18 protein-coding genes are annotated in these 16,529 nt (G+C 35.0%); 12 read left to right on the top strand and 6 right to left on the bottom strand.

Annotated elements, in window-relative coordinates:
• Positions 1 to 34: 34 nt before the first annotated feature.
• Positions 35 to 2,431 carry a hypothetical protein gene (locus PZ898_RS05450; protein ID WP_277694975.1) on the bottom strand — a complete coding sequence of 799 codons (2,397 nt, stop codon included), beginning with the start codon at positions 2,429 to 2,431 and terminating at the stop codon, positions 35 to 37.
• A gap of 371 nt (positions 2,432 to 2,802) precedes the next feature.
• Here PZ898_RS05450 and PZ898_RS05445 point away from each other — a divergent pair, with 371 nt between their 5' ends.
• Positions 2,803 to 3,000, top strand: coding sequence for a hypothetical protein (locus PZ898_RS05445; RefSeq protein WP_062675167.1), 198 nt, complete (start codon positions 2,803 to 2,805; stop codon positions 2,998 to 3,000).
• Positions 3,001 to 3,112: 112 nt separating this feature from the next.
• A complete protein-coding gene (locus PZ898_RS05440; RefSeq protein WP_120231453.1) occupies positions 3,113 to 3,790 on the top strand; it encodes a YceI family protein in 678 nt (225 codons plus the stop codon).
• An 89-nt stretch (positions 3,791 to 3,879) separates the two neighbouring features.
• On the opposite strand, the gene PZ898_RS05435 is transcribed toward PZ898_RS05440, so the two are convergent.
• The gene (locus PZ898_RS05435; RefSeq protein ID WP_216444438.1) at positions 3,880 to 4,236 is read right to left on the bottom strand and encodes a hypothetical protein; all 357 of its coding nucleotides are present in this window, start codon (positions 4,234 to 4,236) and stop codon (positions 3,880 to 3,882) included.
• Between the two features lie 202 nt (positions 4,237 to 4,438).
• Here PZ898_RS05435 and PZ898_RS05430 point away from each other — a divergent pair, with 202 nt between their 5' ends.
• From PZ898_RS05430 to PZ898_RS05400, 7 genes are all read left to right on the top strand, one after another.
• The gene (locus PZ898_RS05430) at positions 4,439 to 4,693 is read left to right on the top strand and encodes a DUF1294 domain-containing protein (RefSeq protein WP_062675164.1); all 255 of its coding nucleotides are present in this window, start codon (positions 4,439 to 4,441) and stop codon (positions 4,691 to 4,693) included.
• A 106-nt stretch (positions 4,694 to 4,799) separates the two neighbouring features.
• Complete coding sequence (locus tag PZ898_RS05425) at positions 4,800 to 5,006, top strand: hypothetical protein (RefSeq protein ID WP_062675163.1); 207 nt, start codon at positions 4,800 to 4,802, stop codon at positions 5,004 to 5,006.
• A gap of 136 nt (positions 5,007 to 5,142) precedes the next feature.
• Positions 5,143 to 6,948 carry a translational GTPase TypA gene (typA, locus tag PZ898_RS05420; RefSeq protein ID WP_062675162.1) on the top strand — a complete coding sequence of 602 codons (1,806 nt, stop codon included), beginning with the start codon at positions 5,143 to 5,145 and terminating at the stop codon, positions 6,946 to 6,948.
• A gap of 130 nt (positions 6,949 to 7,078) precedes the next feature.
• On the top strand, positions 7,079 to 8,695 hold the full coding sequence (locus PZ898_RS05415; protein ID WP_277694974.1) for a family 10 glycosylhydrolase: 1,617 nt from the start codon (positions 7,079 to 7,081) through the stop codon (positions 8,693 to 8,695).
• 243 nt (positions 8,696 to 8,938) lie between these two features.
• Entirely contained in the window at positions 8,939 to 9,490 is a 552-nt protein-coding gene (locus PZ898_RS05410) for a ferritin (protein WP_062675160.1), read from the top strand.
• A gap of 178 nt (positions 9,491 to 9,668) precedes the next feature.
• A complete protein-coding gene (gene ychF, locus PZ898_RS05405; RefSeq protein ID WP_062675159.1) occupies positions 9,669 to 10,760 on the top strand; it encodes a redox-regulated ATPase YchF in 1,092 nt (363 codons plus the stop codon).
• Positions 10,761 to 10,843: 83 nt separating this feature from the next.
• Entirely contained in the window at positions 10,844 to 11,923 is a 1,080-nt protein-coding gene (locus tag PZ898_RS05400) for a hypothetical protein (RefSeq protein ID WP_277694973.1), read from the top strand.
• Between the two features lie 54 nt (positions 11,924 to 11,977).
• On the opposite strand, the gene PZ898_RS05395 is transcribed toward PZ898_RS05400, so the two are convergent.
• From PZ898_RS05395 to PZ898_RS05380, 4 genes are read right to left on the bottom strand one after another with little or no spacing between them, the layout of a single operon-like run.
• Positions 11,978 to 12,229 carry a bacteriocin gene (locus PZ898_RS05395; protein WP_277694972.1) on the bottom strand — a complete coding sequence of 84 codons (252 nt, stop codon included), beginning with the start codon at positions 12,227 to 12,229 and terminating at the stop codon, positions 11,978 to 11,980.
• A 39-nt stretch (positions 12,230 to 12,268) separates the two neighbouring features.
• Entirely contained in the window at positions 12,269 to 12,427 is a 159-nt protein-coding gene (locus PZ898_RS05390; RefSeq protein ID WP_167348781.1) for a hypothetical protein, read from the bottom strand.
• A gap of 36 nt (positions 12,428 to 12,463) precedes the next feature.
• Positions 12,464 to 12,661: a hypothetical protein gene (locus tag PZ898_RS05385; RefSeq protein WP_062675157.1), complete on the bottom strand. Its 198-nt coding sequence runs from the start codon at positions 12,659 to 12,661 to the stop codon at positions 12,464 to 12,466.
• Positions 12,662 to 12,691: 30 nt separating this feature from the next.
• A complete protein-coding gene (locus PZ898_RS05380) occupies positions 12,692 to 12,880 on the bottom strand; it encodes a hypothetical protein (RefSeq protein WP_062675156.1) in 189 nt (62 codons plus the stop codon).
• Positions 12,881 to 13,157: 277 nt separating this feature from the next.
• Here PZ898_RS05380 and PZ898_RS05375 point away from each other — a divergent pair, with 277 nt between their 5' ends.
• From PZ898_RS05375 to cls, 3 genes are all read left to right on the top strand, one after another.
• Positions 13,158 to 14,096, top strand: a complete 939-nt coding sequence (locus PZ898_RS05375; RefSeq protein WP_277694971.1) for an AraC family transcriptional regulator — start codon at positions 13,158 to 13,160, stop codon at positions 14,094 to 14,096.
• A gap of 89 nt (positions 14,097 to 14,185) precedes the next feature.
• The gene (locus PZ898_RS05370; RefSeq protein WP_123279977.1) at positions 14,186 to 14,950 is read left to right on the top strand and encodes an SDR family oxidoreductase; all 765 of its coding nucleotides are present in this window, start codon (positions 14,186 to 14,188) and stop codon (positions 14,948 to 14,950) included.
• Between the two features lie 79 nt (positions 14,951 to 15,029).
• On the top strand, positions 15,030 to 16,496 hold the full coding sequence (cls, locus tag PZ898_RS05365; protein ID WP_277694969.1) for a cardiolipin synthase: 1,467 nt from the start codon (positions 15,030 to 15,032) through the stop codon (positions 16,494 to 16,496).
• Positions 16,497 to 16,529: the final 33 nt, after the last annotated feature.

Raw genomic sequence — 16,529 nt, 5'->3', positions numbered from 1 at the left:
ATGTAACCAGGCTGTATGATAATTTTTAAATCAATTAAGGCAGAATTTCATTATAGTAAAGAGGTGTTTCATTATTTTTATCATATCCCATTATAATGATTTTGTATTTCTTAGCATCATCATTGTTATAAAACTGGATATGTGAAGGTTCTGGAGATTGATCTTCTAAAAAAGGGTTCCAGTAAAGAATACTTCTGGTATCTTGGGGAATACTTTTAAAACTGTCATTTTCATAAATAGGATTGTCAAAAGGAATCTCTTTATTATATCCGTTTAACGTTATTTTTCTTAACTGTGAAGGTAAACTTTTATCGATTGTTTTTCCTGAAGGACCGTTTCTTTTGGTGTAAATTGCGATAATACCTAATTCTCCTCCAAAGACTCCCACAATAGACCCTTTGCTTACTTTTACCATTGCAATTTCTGACATAGGTAAACTGGATATTTGTCCCGGGTCAACATTTACCTCGTCTAGGAATACACCGGCTACACTCCCTCTGATGTAAGGTATATAATCTCCATTCTGGAATTGAACATTAAGTCCGGCAACTTTACCCTGCAACCACTGCAAGATATTAGTTGAACCTTGGAGATTAGGATTGTTAACAAAATCAAAGACGCTTTCGTTAATACTTGTGAAAAGAGAACTACTTAACTGCTTATTTAATTTTTTTGTTTTATCTTTTAATTCACCCTTTAACTTTACTTCTGTAATATTGATAACTTTATCGCTGATGGCTTTTTGGGTATTAAGGGCTGTGACAGCTCTGGCAACTTCATTCGAGGGTTGTTCATTGGCAGAGCGAGGTGTTAATTGATAGGATGTTAAAGGTAAACTCTTTTGATAAGGGATAAACTCATAACTAGGTTGAAAAAAAACAGTATAATTAGGGTCAGGCTGCTTGGTATTTAATTGATAGGAAAATTTCATTGAATCTTCAAAAAGCAGATTATTCAATGTAAAAAAACCATTGCTGTCAGATTTTATCTGAAAAATCTGAGGACCTGAGTTGGTATCGAAAATTAAATTTAAATCTGTATTAGGAGAAGGTTTTCCCTGAACATTAATCTTTCCTTTATAAGAAAGGAAATTTTGTGGTTCATATTTAATAACAGGGTATTTTCCAGACATAATGGATTGCCAGTCAAATCTTTTCCATTTTTCTGAAATTAGAAGGGCATCCAAAGCATCTGTATTGCACTGGGGGGAGAAATACTGAGCAGGTTTGGAAATTTTTGATGTAATATCTCCAGTAAGCCAAAAAGAACTCAACAAGTTTTGATCCTCCTCAGTATTGCTAGCCTCGGCCTCAGTTATTAAGACAGTATAATTGGGATGATTTAAATTTTTAGAAATATCAAATGAGCTCTTACCACGGGGGGTGCTGTTTAGAGAAAGAGATTCTAAAGCAGGTTTTTTGACTTGTAAAGAGTGCGGCTGAACAAAAGATAATCTGCTCGCTATAATATTTTCTTTATCATCAAAAACGGTAAGTTGTAAAATACCATTAACAAGTTGATTGTAAGAAATAGGGTATTGAGCATCATTTGAAATCTTGCTAATTTTAGCTTTATAGACCAATTGATTAGCCATTGTTCCTATTATTTTAAAATATTTAGAACCTTCCGGTAAGTTTTTTGATTTTAAAGAATAAGTAAGCTGGTTTTTATCGCTGGTTACTTGAAGGTTGATTCCTGATGGTGAAACATCTGGAAGAGAAATGTTTTGAGTTTGTCCCTGACTATCCTGAACAATCAACTGATATTTTTTTCCAATCTTTGGGGTAAGACTGAATAAACCGACATTTTGGTCCAGCCCTTTGAATGTAGAAATCTTTACATTTGGATTGTCTGTATCAGTTATATATCCTTCCCATTTGAAAGGAGCTTCTCCATTTGACTGTAGTCTTACTGCAAATTTGGTGTTGATTCCATCTATGAAGCTTCCACTTTCAGGATGCACAGATGCTGTCCAATGAGAATCACCGTTTACAATTAATTTTTCGGGAGAAGTGGGATTGTATATGGGGATAGGTTTTACGAGCTGAAAATCTTCACTGAAGTTTGCCATCCAGGTAGTGTAGGCTCTGATGTAATATACATCTTCCTTTAAAGAATCCGGTAAAGAAATGCTTCCATTTCCTTCTCCGTTTATTAATGGAAAAAGTTTTTTACTAATTTGAGTCTTATTTTTGTCATACAGTTCTATAAATAGAGAGCTTGATGTGTTTGTAGTAGTATATCCATCAAATACGAAAGCTTTAAACCATAAATTATCTCCTGCAACAAAACTTTTTTTATTTAATAATAAATGTATTTTTTCCTGAGGATATTTCTGTTCAAGAGTTTTAATTGCTTCTTCAGCTTTTGTTTGTGCATTGATACAATACATTGTGCTTATTGCAAATGCTGTTATTAGTTTTTTTGACATGTTTGTATGAAAACTTGTGTTTTTGTTATGAGGCAGTAAAATTACATTTTTTATGCTATATGAAAACAGAAAAAATATATTCATTTAAAATGGTAGAAATAATAATTTTTAGATATGGAATAGATAGTTATAGTAGAATCTATTAATATAGTTTTAAATAATAGAAAACTAATGTTTAATTTTTTGTTTGCGATGTGATCATGTTTAAATATTTACTTATTTATGTTTGCTAAAATCTAATAACCGCAATAATAAACATGAAAAAAATATTTACATTATTCATCTGTTATTCTTTTATAATATCTTGTACAGTCACGGAATATGAGGAGCCTAAAAAGTGTAATTGCACAGTTCAGAAATATGAGCGGACCGTGATTTTAAAAAACGGCAATGACGGTACTTATAGTGATTATTCTGACACAGGATGGGTAGTTAAGGGAAACCCACAGAAAGATAATTCTGCTGGATGCTCAAGAAATGGAACTCAAAAGGATACGGAATTCTACAGTAGTTACGATTCTCAATACAGATGGGATGTATATCGTAAATGGGTGTATGATTGCAAATAATTTGAATAAATTTATATTTCTTGATATATGTTAAGATGATGCAAAGCAGGTTTTTCTATTTTTGTACCCGAAAACAACAAAATTTCAATAAACTTTTTTAAAACAGTTCAATATGAAAAAAATTAGCGTAATTGCATTAGTAGGAGTAGGATTGCTTTTGGCATCATGTGATAAAGGAAAAACAGCAGAAACAGCAGCTACGGCTCAGGAACAAACTGTAGCAGAGAGCAAAGGAGAAACACTGGCAGTAGATACAGTAGGTTCTGTAGTAAACTGGAAAGCTTTCCACAAAGGAGGAATGGCACCTCGTTGGGGAACACTTACAGTGAAGTCAGGAGATATTAGTGTTGATGCAGGTCAGGTTTCTGCAGGAAACTTTGTAATTGATATGAATTCTATCAAGGTAGATCCGGCTTCAGTAACAGAAAAAGATAAAAAACCGGCTGATCTTGAGGCGCACTTAAAAAATCCTGATTTCTTTGATGTGGCTAAAAACCCTACTTCAGATTTCAAAATTACAAGTGTTACAGATTTGAAAGAAGCACCAAAAGATGCTGTAGCAGGAGCTAATAAAACGGTAAGCGGAAACCTTACTTTATCAGGAAAAACAATGAATGTTACGTTCCCTGCGAAAGTAGAGGTGACAGAAAATTCAGCAGCGATTCAGGCTAAATTCACTGTAAACAGAGCCGATTGGGGACTTAAATTCGGTACTTCTGAAGCAGATCCTGCAGAATGGATGATCAGCAAAGACATCGAGATTGCAATTGACGTAAAAGCTAAAAAATAAGTTATTTAAACATTTATAACTACAAGAGCTGTCTTCATGAAGACAGCTCTTTTTATTTGAAAATTTTTTTGCTCAAATGGAAAAGGAAATTAATTTACAATCTTGGAGTTCTGGATTCTTACACAATATTCACTTCCCAGATATAAAGGATTTCCGTGCTTCTCAGACCAGAATCCATCCAGTACGTCTTTATTCAGGCACCGGTACACAGCAACTCCTTTATAGGTTTTGTCATCTTCTCCTTCGTAGTTGAAATTAATCACTAAAATTTGGTCTTTATAAAATCCTGTCCCGTTTTGCTGATGGTCGCCAATCATCCATTGAGCAATAATGCGATTATTTTCATCAACAGATAAGGTCAATATACCATGATAAGTTGGCAGGAAAGATTCCTCCTGATTGCTTCCTTCAATAGAGTAGCTTCCCGCCAGATCGTGTACTGTCATTGATTTATTTTTTGAGAGCAAATTTAAAACATTAAGATCATATTGAATAATATTCATTGTACACTTAAAAATTAGAATGATCGACCCTTACTAGAGTAAATATTCTTTACTTTGTAAATCTTCCTTAATGGTTTAAAAATAGTGAAGGTGTAAGTATATTTTTATAAATTAAGCTCTATTTTTGCGGCAAATTAAATGAAGAATGATTCCTTTTCTGTTGATAATAAACGTGCTCGCATTATGTGCTTTTGGTTTTGATAAATGGCAAGCCAAAAAGCATCAATGGAGAATTTCCGAAAATACCCTTTTAGGAATTTCTCTACTTGGCGGAATTATAGGAGCCGCTGCGGGAATGATTTTCTTCAATCATAAAGTTTCCAAGAAATCTTTTCTCATGAAATTTATACTGGTTGTTTTAATTGATCTTGTTATGTTTTACAGGTTGCTAAGGCTCTGAGTGTGAATGTTAAAATAGTTCTCCGAAATGTTAAATATTTGAATAATATATTAATTATTGTGTTTTTTTTATATTTTTATTATGCTAATAACATAAACAAAACAACATGAGAAATCTTAGAAAAATTTCCAGAACTGAAATGAAATCAGTTCAGGGAGGAATCGTTAAAGGAATGGTAAGATGCAAAGATGCCGACACATGCGCCGTAAGATGGGGATGGGCAACCGGATTCTCCAGTAATTGCGCAGAATTTGACATCATATGCGGTGAACCGCCTGTAATAGATCCATGCGAAATACAAGCTTGTGTATAAATAATTTAAAGAGTGTTTTTCGGACACTCTTTTTTATTGTCTTGTAAATAAGTATTTTAAACAAAATATTAAATATTTGTATAACTAAATATTTTTTCATTAAAAATCACTACTTTTGCACCCGTAAAAATCTTTTATGCAAAACATTAGAAATATTGCGATTATCGCACACGTTGACCACGGAAAGACGACTTTGGTTGACAAGATCATTCACGCTACCAACATTTTCAGAGAAAATCAGGAGAGTGGGGAGTTAATTATGGATAACAACGATCTTGAAAGAGAAAGAGGGATCACGATCTTATCCAAGAATATTTCTGTTACTTATAAAGACACAAAAATTAACGTAATCGATACTCCTGGTCACGCCGATTTTGGTGGAGAAGTAGAAAGAGTATTGAAAATGGCTGATGGGGTTATTTTGTTGGTGGATGCGTTCGAAGGACCAATGCCGCAAACAAGATTCGTACTTCAGAAAGCTTTGGAATTAGGATTGAGACCATTAGTGGTTATCAATAAAGTAGATAAACCAAACTGTCGTCCTGACGAAGTTCATGATAAAGTATTTGACCTGTTCTTCAACCTTGATGCTACAGAAGAGCAATTGGATTTCCCTACATTCTACGGATCTTCAAAACAAGGATGGTTCAACACTTCATTAGAGCAAACTGAAGATATCTTACCATTATTGGATGGTATTTTACAATATGTTCCTGAACCGAAAGTAACAGAAGGTAATCTTCAGATGCAGATTACTTCGCTAGACTTCTCTTCTTTCTTAGGAAGAATTGCAATCGGGAAAGTGACAAGAGGTGAGATCAAAGAATCTCAATGGATTGGTCTTGCTCAGGCAGATGGTAAAATTGTAAAAGGAAAAGTAAAAGAACTTTACGTTTTCGAAGGATTAGGAAAGAAAAAAGTAACTGAAGTACAGGCAGGTGATATCTGTGCTGTAGTAGGATTTGATGCTTTCCAGATCGGAGATTCTTTCGTAGATCTTGAAAATCCTGAGCCATTGGAAAGAACTGCAATTGATGAGCCTACGCTGAATATGACGTTCTCTATCAACAATTCACCTTTCTTTGGTAAAGACGGTAAATATGTTACTTCTAATCACCTGAAAGAAAGATTAACAAAAGAATTAGAGAAAAACCTTGCCTTAAGAGTTCAGCAGACTGATGATGCCAATACATTCCTTGTATTCGGTAGAGGTATTCTTCACTTATCAGTTTTGATCGAAACAATGAGAAGAGAAGGTTACGAAATGACAATTGGTCAGCCACAGGTTATCTTCAGAGAAATTGATGGTGAGAAATGTGAGCCTTATGAATCTTTGGTTGTTGACGTTCCTGAAGAATTTGCTTCAAGAGTTATTGACTTGGCAACTCAGAGAAAAGGTGACCTTCACATTATGGAAACTAAAGGTGAAATGCAGCACATGGAATTCGAAATTCCTTCAAGAGGTTTGATCGGATTACGTTCTCAGATGTTGACAGCTACGGCTGGTGAAGCTATTATGGCACACCGTTTCACAGAATATAAGCCTTTCAAAGGTGCTATTCCGGGAAGAAACAATGGTGTTTTGATCAGCAAAACAACTGGTCCTGCTACAGAATATTCTATTGCTAAACTTCAGGATAGAGGTAAGTTCTTCGTTGATCCGGGTGAGGAAATCTACACAGGAATGATCATCGGTGAACAAAACAAACCTGGAGACCTGGTAGTAAACATCGTAGAAGCAAAACAGCTGAACAACATGAGAGCTTCAGGAAAAGATAAAGATACCGGTGTTGCTCCGAAAATCTTATTCTCACTTGAAGAATGTATGGAATACATCCAGGGTGATGAAGCGATTGAGGTAACTCCGAACTTCATCAGAATGAGAAAGAAAATCCTTTCTGAAGAAGAAAGAAAAAGAGTAGAAAGATCTGCGAAAGCATAGTAAAAATCTTATACATAAAATCAAAGCCTCGATTTTCGAGGCTTTTTTTCTATACCTACCCATTAAAATGCTTATTTTGGCATAATAATCTCTAAGAATAAAAAATAAATTTTAATGTAGTTTTGTGACTATGAGAATGAATAAATTAAAACTTATCGTTTTATTGGGCGTTTTTGCATCGTATACTACCTCATGTTCCGTTCAGAACAATGTTGTAAAAACACCCTCCACGAAGAATCCGACAAAACCAATCAACAATACAAATCCTCCAAAAGTAATTCCGGTAGCAACAAAACCAACAACAGGAACAGCAGCTTCAACGGAAGAAAATTTCAGAACCAATCTTCCGGAAATCAAAAGAGAATTCCGCGGAGCATGGATTGCCAGTGTTGCCAATATCAACTGGCCTTCAAGAAATGATCTTACAGTGGAACAGCAGAAAGCAGAAGCAATCAGCATGCTTGATATGCTGAAAGATAATAATTTCAACGCTGCTATTTTCCAGATCAGACCTTCTGCAGATGCACTTTATACAAGTAATATAGAACCATGGTCTTACTTTCTGACTGGAGAAACAGGAACTGCACCATATCCCAATTATGATCCGCTTCAGTTTTGGATCGAAGAAGCTCATAAAAGAGGATTGGAACTTCATGTCTGGTTGAATCCTTACCGAGCACATCATACCAACGGAGGAGCTGTGAATAAGCTGTCAATGGCAAACAAACTTTCTGATATAGTTGTCAGACTAAAGAATGGAATGTATTGGTTTGATCCGGCTAATCCGAAAACACAAGGCCATGTGTCCAATGTAGTAAAAGATATTGTAAAAAGATATGATATTGATGCTGTGCATTTCGATGATTATTTCTATCCTTATGCTACTTACAATAAAGGAGCAGATTTTCCAGATAACGCCAGTTGGAATGCTTACTTAAGCAACGGAGGGACTTTATCCAGAGCAGATTGGAGAAGAGATAATGTGAATAAATTTGTAGAACGTATCTATAAAGAAATTCATGCAGAAAAAAATAATGTAAGATTCGGGATCAGCCCGTTCGGAATTTGGAAACCCGGATATCCGATGGGAATTATAGGTTCCTCTCAATATGACGAGCTTTATGCAGATGCTAAATTATGGTTAAATAAAGGCTGGGTAGATTATTTCTCTCCACAGCTTTACTGGCCCATAGATTCTAAAGGACAAAGCTTTGAAGCTCTGTTAAGCTGGTGGCAGTCCGAAAATACAATGAATCGTCATTTATGGCCGGGATTGAATACTGTTGAGATTAAAGTATCAGACCGTCCAACAGAAATCAAAAACCAGATTGCTATTTCCAGAAATATCCTTAAAAATGATGCAGGAGAAATTCACTGGAGCATTGCAGGGCTTACTAAAAATCCCAATATGCTTCCCGCTTTGAAAAACGGTCCATACAATGAGAAAGCACTAGTTCCGAAATCTCCATGGATAAAAGCTGTTCCATTGCAGACGCCTACCTTATTTATTGCTGATAACGGAAGCTTTGCTCAGACAAGCTGGAGTACAAAAAATGCTGCCGATGTCTTTCTATGGGTGCTTTTTACTCAATATAACGGAGTATGGCAAACAGAAATTTTAACGCTTGATACCCTTTCAAAAGACATTCCTAAATCTAAAGATGGGAAAAAACTGAACGCAGTGGCCATCAAAGCCATCGATAGATTAGGAAATGAAAGTGATTATATAGCAAGAAAGATTAAATAGTAGGAATACAATCCATTATAAATTGGTCATTGCGAACCTTTAGGTGAAGCAATCTCAATCATAAATTAATAAAACCGGTTCTGCCTGAGAACCGGTTTTATTTTAGAATAACTATAAATTATTAGCTTAAATGATTGTAAACCAGTATTATTTTTAAGCATGGTATGGGATTTTATAGCAAATAATGAACTTATCGGAACTGTTTTTGCATGATTCATTCTATAATCACCAAAATATAACATTATGAATACTAAAAGACTTTCCACCAACATGGAAAAGGCATTAAGTGATCAGATGAACAAGGAAATTCATGCATCACACGTTTTTTTATCCTACGGAATTTGGGCTGATGATAAAGGTTATCAGGGAATTGCCAACTTTCTTTACCGCCATGCTCAGGAAGAAAGAAATCACTCGATCAAATTCATGGAATATATTTTAAACAGAGGAGGAAAACCAAAGGTAGACGCTATTCCTGCTCCTCCCGCAGATCCCGAAAGCCTTACTGCCTGCTTTGATGGTGTATTTAAACATGAAGTTGACAATACCACTGCTATTTACAGAATCGTAGATCTTTCTATGGAAGAAAAAGACTGGGCTACATGGAATTTTATGCAATGGTTTGTTCAGGAACAGATTGAAGAGGAAACATTGGCTCAAAACTTAATAGATAAATTGAAAATCGCAGGAGGTGACAGAGCTACTGACGAATCTTTATTTACTTTAGATAAAACTTTAGAGGAAGCACCGAATGATGTTCCGCTGGCCCAGAACGCTACGGGAGCCAACCCATAAACATCCGGTGAATCCAAACCTTTTGAAAATCTGTCAGAATATTGGCAGATTTTTTTATTATGAAACTCTGCCAAAAATCACTATCTTTGCACACTCGTAATTCAAGGTTCTGAGTTCAATGTTTAAAGTTGAAGATTCCTTGAGTTGCTCCTAAACCTTAAACTTTGAATTTTACAATATGAAATGTGGAATCGTAGGCTTACCGAATGTAGGTAAATCAACTCTTTTTAACTGTCTGAGCAACGCAAAAGCTCAATCAGCAAACTATCCTTTCTGTACGATTGAACCGAACCTTGGAACGGTTTCTGTACCGGATCAGAGATTGTTTGAACTGGAGAAAATCGTAAAACCTGAAAGAGTTTTACCCGCTGTAGTTGAGATTGTTGATATTGCAGGTCTTGTAAAAGGAGCCAGCAAAGGAGAAGGATTGGGGAACCAGTTCTTAGCTAATATCCGTGAGTGTGAAGCGATTATTCATGTTTTAAGATGTTTTGATAACGGAAATATCGTTCACGTAGAAGGTTCAGTAGACCCATTAAGAGATAAAGAAATTATTGATATAGAGCTTCAGCTGAAAGACCTTGAAACCGTAGGAAAAGCAGTTGAGAAAGCTAAAAAATTCATCAAATCAGGGAAGAAAGAAGATATCCTTACTTACGAAACTCTTCAGAACTTACAGAAATTCCTTGAAGATGGTAAAAATGCAAGAGAATTTGCCACTGATGACTTTACAAAATCAATCATCGGAGAAGTTCAATTGTTGACAAATAAACCGGTTCTTTACGTTTGTAACGTAGATGAAAACTCTATCAAAAACGGAAATGAGTGGATTGCTAAGATTGAAGAAATGGCTAAAGGCGAAGGTGCTGAAGTAGTCGTATTAGCCGCTCAGATCGAAGCTGATATCAATGAGCTTGAAACTTTCGAAGAAAGAGAAATTTTCCTTGATGAGCTAGGGCTTACAGAACCTGGTGTTAACCGTTTGATCAGAAAAGCGTATGATCTTTTGAAACTTCAGACGTATTTTACAGCTGGGGTAAAAGAAGTAAGAGCCTGGACTATCGGACAGGGATGGACTGCTCCACAAGCTGCAGGAGTAATCCACACAGACTTTGAAAAAGGATTTATCCGTGCAGAAGTAATCAAGTATAACGATTACGTAAACTATGGTTCTGAAGTAAAAGTAAAAGAAGCTGGAAAGCTTTCTGTAGAAGGTAAAGAATATATCGTACAGGATGGCGACATCATGCACTTTAGATTCAACGTATAAGAAAAGTATTAAAGTTAGTTATAAAAAAAAGCGTTTCCATGAATTTGGGAGCGTTTTTTGCTTTTATACATCAAACTTTAACTATGAAAATCTGTTATTTTACAATTCTTATTTTATTTTTTTCATGTTCTCAATCTGTTGAGAAAAACTGTTTTACCAACAGAAGAGATCAGGTGTTTGAAGTTTATAAGGAACAGAAGCCTTATACTGTGAAGCAGATACTGAATAAAAAGGTTGATTATTTAGAAATTACTAGCCTTAAGAAATACCGCAGTTTTAGGCAAGACAGTGTTGAATCTTTTACCCATGCAGGATCTGAAGTATATGAAAAAATGGAAAAAAGGCTGGAAAGTCAGTTTAAAGTATTCAGAGAGAAATTTTCAGATCAGTTTGCGTTTTATTCTTCGCAGCAGGTAGGGAATGTTTTGTATGGTTTAGGACGAAACAGACTTGGCTTCTGGCTTCTGACTATTGAAAATGAAAAACCTAAAGCATATTTTCTTGGATTGAGTTTCAGCCATTATTACATCAACGAAATTCAGGAATTGCCTATTATCAAAGATGGGTTTCTTCAGTTTGAAGGAAGTCTTGTGAAAATTGTAAAGGTAGGAGGGCTTCCCGGATATGATGATTATTCTGCAATGGAAGACGGGAAACTTTTTAAAATGAACCTGAAAGATGTAACGAAGGATTCTGATCATGATGGTTATAATGATATCTTTGAGAAAAGTTTTGGACTTAATCAGATGGATAAGGATACAGATGGAGATGGCATTAATGACTTTGAGGATATGAATCCTTTATTTAAATCTGAGAAGAACAAATTTACTCAGCTTTATGAGCTTTTACAGCCCAATAATGGAATGATTAATATGAAAAAACTACATTATACATTTCAGATTTATGAAACTGATTGTGACTATTTTCATCACATTAACCCTGAGGCAAGAGTGCTATTTGTTTCGGAAGATAAAAATAAGCAAACTCCTTATCTGAGGATTACGGATGTAACAGACAGGAACATTTCCAAAATTCAAATCAATGATAAAGATCCGAATATATTCTATATCTATGTTTCAGGAAGTGGATTTATTAATGATTATGCTGCAGAGTATATAAAGGGAAAATGGATGCTAAAAGATCTAGGTGGTACTGTGAGCTAAATGAATACAAATTAAAAATCGCTTCTTTTTAAAGAAGCGATTCATTTAATATCATTATAATATTGGAGGCTCTAAGTTTGGCCAACATGGTGGTTCTACACAACTAAAGGATTTTTTAATACAAGTATTTGATGTTGGCATACATACTTCTGTTACCCCAGGACGGCATTGCTTTTCATAGCATGATGGATGAATTTGTGCACATCCTCCGTTAGCTCCTCCAGCACATATCATTACGCCTCCTTTAATGGTTTTCAACTCTTTTTTATTAAGTTTTTTACCATTATTTAAATGTTGGTTTCTCATTCGTTTAAGTTTTTTTTATGGTTTAGTTTTTTTTTGCTTTTACAATTCAATACCAGGCTGGCATTGAATTTCTGCACAGGCAAAAGAATATTTCTTACAAGTAAGGTCTGGAAGCAAGCACATTTCTTTTCCACCAGTAATTACTCTTAATTGTTTTTTATTCAATTTTTTTCCGTGATTTAAATCTTGATTTTTCATAATGTTTAATTTTTGGTTTAGTGAAGAATTCTATCTTTATGGTTGTGGTCTGCAGATTTTTTGGGCGCATCCCACAGAAATTTTAGTGCAGTTTCTGACATCGTCAGGGGGATAAGTTTCACAAGGAAATTCTGTACATGGTCTTGGTTCCATACAATCTAACATACCTCCTAAAATAGTTTTTAATTGTTTTTTTTCAAGCTTTTTACCTTTGCTTAATTCTACCTTTTTCATAATTTTTTTGTTGATTAAATGATGTTTTATTTATAATTGAGGTCTGCACTCTTTTTGTGCACATTTTGGAGAAATGATTGTGCATCCATATGGATCAGAAGAAGGCTCACAAGGGGTAGGACAAAGAACCGGTTCCATACAGTTGATAAGACCACCTTTAATGGTTCTTAATTCTTTTTTGTTTAATTTTTTTCCGATTTGACTGATTTGATTTCTCATTGATTTGATTTTTAATGGGTTAGTTGAACGAAAATAATAAAAATAAATGAGTTATATCACTGTATATAGAAAAAAATGAAAAAAATATAATGTTGCATCTGTAATCTTGTGATAAATTTTCAATAGAATAAGTGATTCCATTGAAATTTTTAATAAATCCATATGGTGTGTTTTTTTGAAATTTAAAAAAGTCTTGAGATCGGACGAGCAATCTGTAATCATTTCAAAAAAGGTTGATTGATAACTTCGTATATTTGAATTTTACAAATCATCTGCGATGGAAAAAATTGCACATACCTCACTGGAAGATTTTTACAAGGAGATGGCTGCCAAACTGGGCAAGGATCTTGAAAGTATTTTTCCAAAAGGACTTCATAAAGACATTGGTCACTTTAATGTTTTTGATATTGCCCAAACGATAGAAAGAGCCAAGACTATTTCTGAAATGCCTTATAATAGAAGAAAGTACTATAAAATAAGCTTTATAAAAGGAAGAAATAGAGCAGAATACGCAGACAAAGTAATTTCAATAAAGCAAAACGCTCTATTGTTTGCTACACCTAAAGTTCCCTATCACTGGGTTCCTGAAGCCCCGGATCAGTCCGGAAGTTTCTGTGTTTTTACGGAAGATTTCTTTATTAAGGATAAGTCTTATTACAATCTGGAAGATCTTCCTATTTTTCAGCCAGGCGGAGTTCCTGTTTTTGAAATTGATGGTGAGCTTGCAGAAGAGATTGAAAGCCTCTTTAAAAAGATAAAAAAAGAAATAGATTCAGATTATGTCTTTAAATATGATCTGATCAGAAACTATGTTCTGGAGCTGATTCATTATGGGCAGAAATTACAGCCTGCATCCAAAATTTCGGCTTCAAATGATGCATCCATGCGAGTGGTTTCCTTGTTTATAGAGCTGTTGGAAAGGCAGTTCCCTATTGAATCATGGGAACAGAGACTGCAATTGAAAACAGCAAAAGATTATGCAGACCGATTGGCTGTTCATGTCAATTATTTAAACAAAAGATTAAAGGAAAGCACTGGAAAGACAACCACAGAATTTATTTCGGACCGGATTATTCAGGAAGCTAAAATACTTTTAAAACAGACAAAATGGAATGTTTCAGAAATATCTTACGCCCTGGGATTTGAAGAGATTGCCCATTTTTCCAATTTTTTTAAAAGGAAAACAACGTTTACTCCATTGGAATTTCGTTCCTGATTTGAATTTTGCAAATTTCAGATTGATTCAAGCAAATACTACAGTCTGAAAATATCCCAACTTTGTACCATCAAAATAATCAAAATACAATGAACACAAAAACAAATATTGCACTGGTAACCGGAGGAAGCCGTGGATTAGGGAAAAATTCAGCACTTAAAATTGCTCAAAAAGGATTAGATGTTATTATTACCTACAGAAGCAACAAAGAAGAAGCTGATGCTGTTGTCTCTGAAATCAAATCAATGGGAAGAAATGCTACAGCATTTCAGCTTGATACAAAAGATATTAAAAGCTTTGATGCTTTTGTAAAAAACGTAACAGATCATTTGCAGCAAAATACAGGAAGTACTCATATTGATTACCTGATCAATAATGCAGGAACAGCCTTATATTCCCCGATTACGGAAGTAACGGAAGAACAATTGGACGATGTGGTAGATATTCATTTTAAAGGAGTGTTTTTCCTGACTCAAAAATTATTGCCATTTATCAACGATGGAGGAGGTATTATTAATGTCTCTTCAGGGTTGGCGAGATTTGCAACACCTGGATCCTCTGTTTATGGATCTATAAAAGCTGGAGTAGAAATGCTTACGAAATACATGGCTAAAGAGCTCGGTTCAAGAAAAATTAAAGCCAATGTTGTGGCGCCGGGAGCTATTGAAACAGATTTTGGCGGCGGAAGAGTAAGAGACAATGAAGAGATCAATGCCATGGTAGCAGGTGCAACGGCACTGGGAAGAGTAGGTCTTCCGGATGATATTGGTGGAGTGGTGGCATTCCTGTGTACGGAAGATGCAAGGTGGATCAATGGACAAAGAATAGAAGTTTCAGGAGGAATGTTCCTATAGAACTTTAAAGGCCAAAAAGCGAAGTTTTTAATTTCCTTTTTGGCCTTTTTTATTATCTTTAATCTAGAGATCAGTTTATATGATTAAAGAATTTCTTGATCAGTACCCATACCTTCTGCTGGGACTGGAGGCCCTTTATCTTCTCGGGGTTACTTTCCTTGCGGGTAAGATTATTATGGATACCAGAAATACAAGTAAAACACTGGCTTATCTTCTGCTTATTATTTTTCTTCCGGTGGTGGGAATCATTATTTATTTTGTTTTTGGGGTCAACTTCAGGAAGAATAAATTTTACACCTTCAAAATAGAACGTAATGAGCAGATATATCAGAAAGTACAGCAATATATTGAAGTAACCCATCATAAAACACTGAATGGTCATCAGGAAGAATTGCAGAATTTTCTACTCACAGTTAATTTTCTTTATAATGCCGGAAATGCACCCATTTCTCAGGGAAATCATACTGAAGTTCTGATCAATGGTGAGGCTAAATTTGAAAAAGTTTTCGAAGTACTTGAAAAGGCAACCCATCATATCCATCTGGAATATTATATTTATGATAATGATGAAGTAGGGAACAGGCTTGCTGATCTATTGATGAAGAAAGCAAAGCAAGGTGTTAAAATACGTTTTCTTTATGATGATCTGGGAAGTGGGAAATTAGGCCGGAAGTTTTTAAAAGGATTACAGAAAGCTGGGGTAGAAGTATCTCCTGTTAACAAAATTACTTTCAGGCTTCTTGCCAACAGAGTGAATTACAGAGATCACAGAAAGATTATTATTGTAGATGGTACTGAGGTTTTTACAGGTGGCATTAATGTTTCGGATAAATACATCAATCCTAATCCCAAACAGTACTGGAGAGACGTTCACCTTTATATTAAAGGAGAAGCCGCTTTTTATTTTCAATTTTTGTTTTTCAGCAACTGGGTTTTTGCCACTGAAAAATTTCCTGAAATCTCAACGTCTTATTTCGGTTATAAAAAAACAGAAGCAGGAAGTTCCCTCGTTCAGGTTGCTGCAAGTGGACCTGATACCAGGCCTTCTATTATGTTGAGCACCAGTTCGGCCATTCTTTCTGCGAAGAAAAGAGTATATATTGTAACACCTTATTTTATTCCTGTTGAAACGGTATTGAATGCTATAAAGCAGGCTGGTCTTTCGGGAATTGATGTAAGGCTTATGGTGCCAAAATCAGGAGATTCGGTAGTGGTGAATGCCGCTGCCTATTCCTATTACGAAGAACTTCTGGAGAACAAAGTGAGGGTGTTCTTTTACAAGAAAGGGTTTATTCATGCCAAAACAATGATTGTTGATGACCATTTTTCGTCTGTAGGAACAGCGAATATGGATGTCAGAAGTCAGGAACTTAATTTTGAGGTGAATACATTAATCTTTGATGTTGAAATTAACCTTAAGCTTAAAAATCTTTTTATTGAGGATATGAATGATTGTGAAGAAATCTTCCTTGATACCTGGAAGAAAAGGTCAAAATTCAAAGTTTTTTTTGAACACCTGGCCAGACTGCTTTCTCCGTTAATTTAAAATTCATCTTTGAATAGAAAATAAAAACTCCGG

Origin of the sequence: Chryseobacterium sp. WX, assembly GCF_029542485.1 — a bacterium.
GTDB classification, from domain to species: domain Bacteria; phylum Bacteroidota; class Bacteroidia; order Flavobacteriales; family Weeksellaceae; genus Chryseobacterium; species Chryseobacterium cucumeris.
Note: the sequence above shows the minus strand (reverse complement) of the source record. Positions and strands in the feature narration are given on the sequence as shown.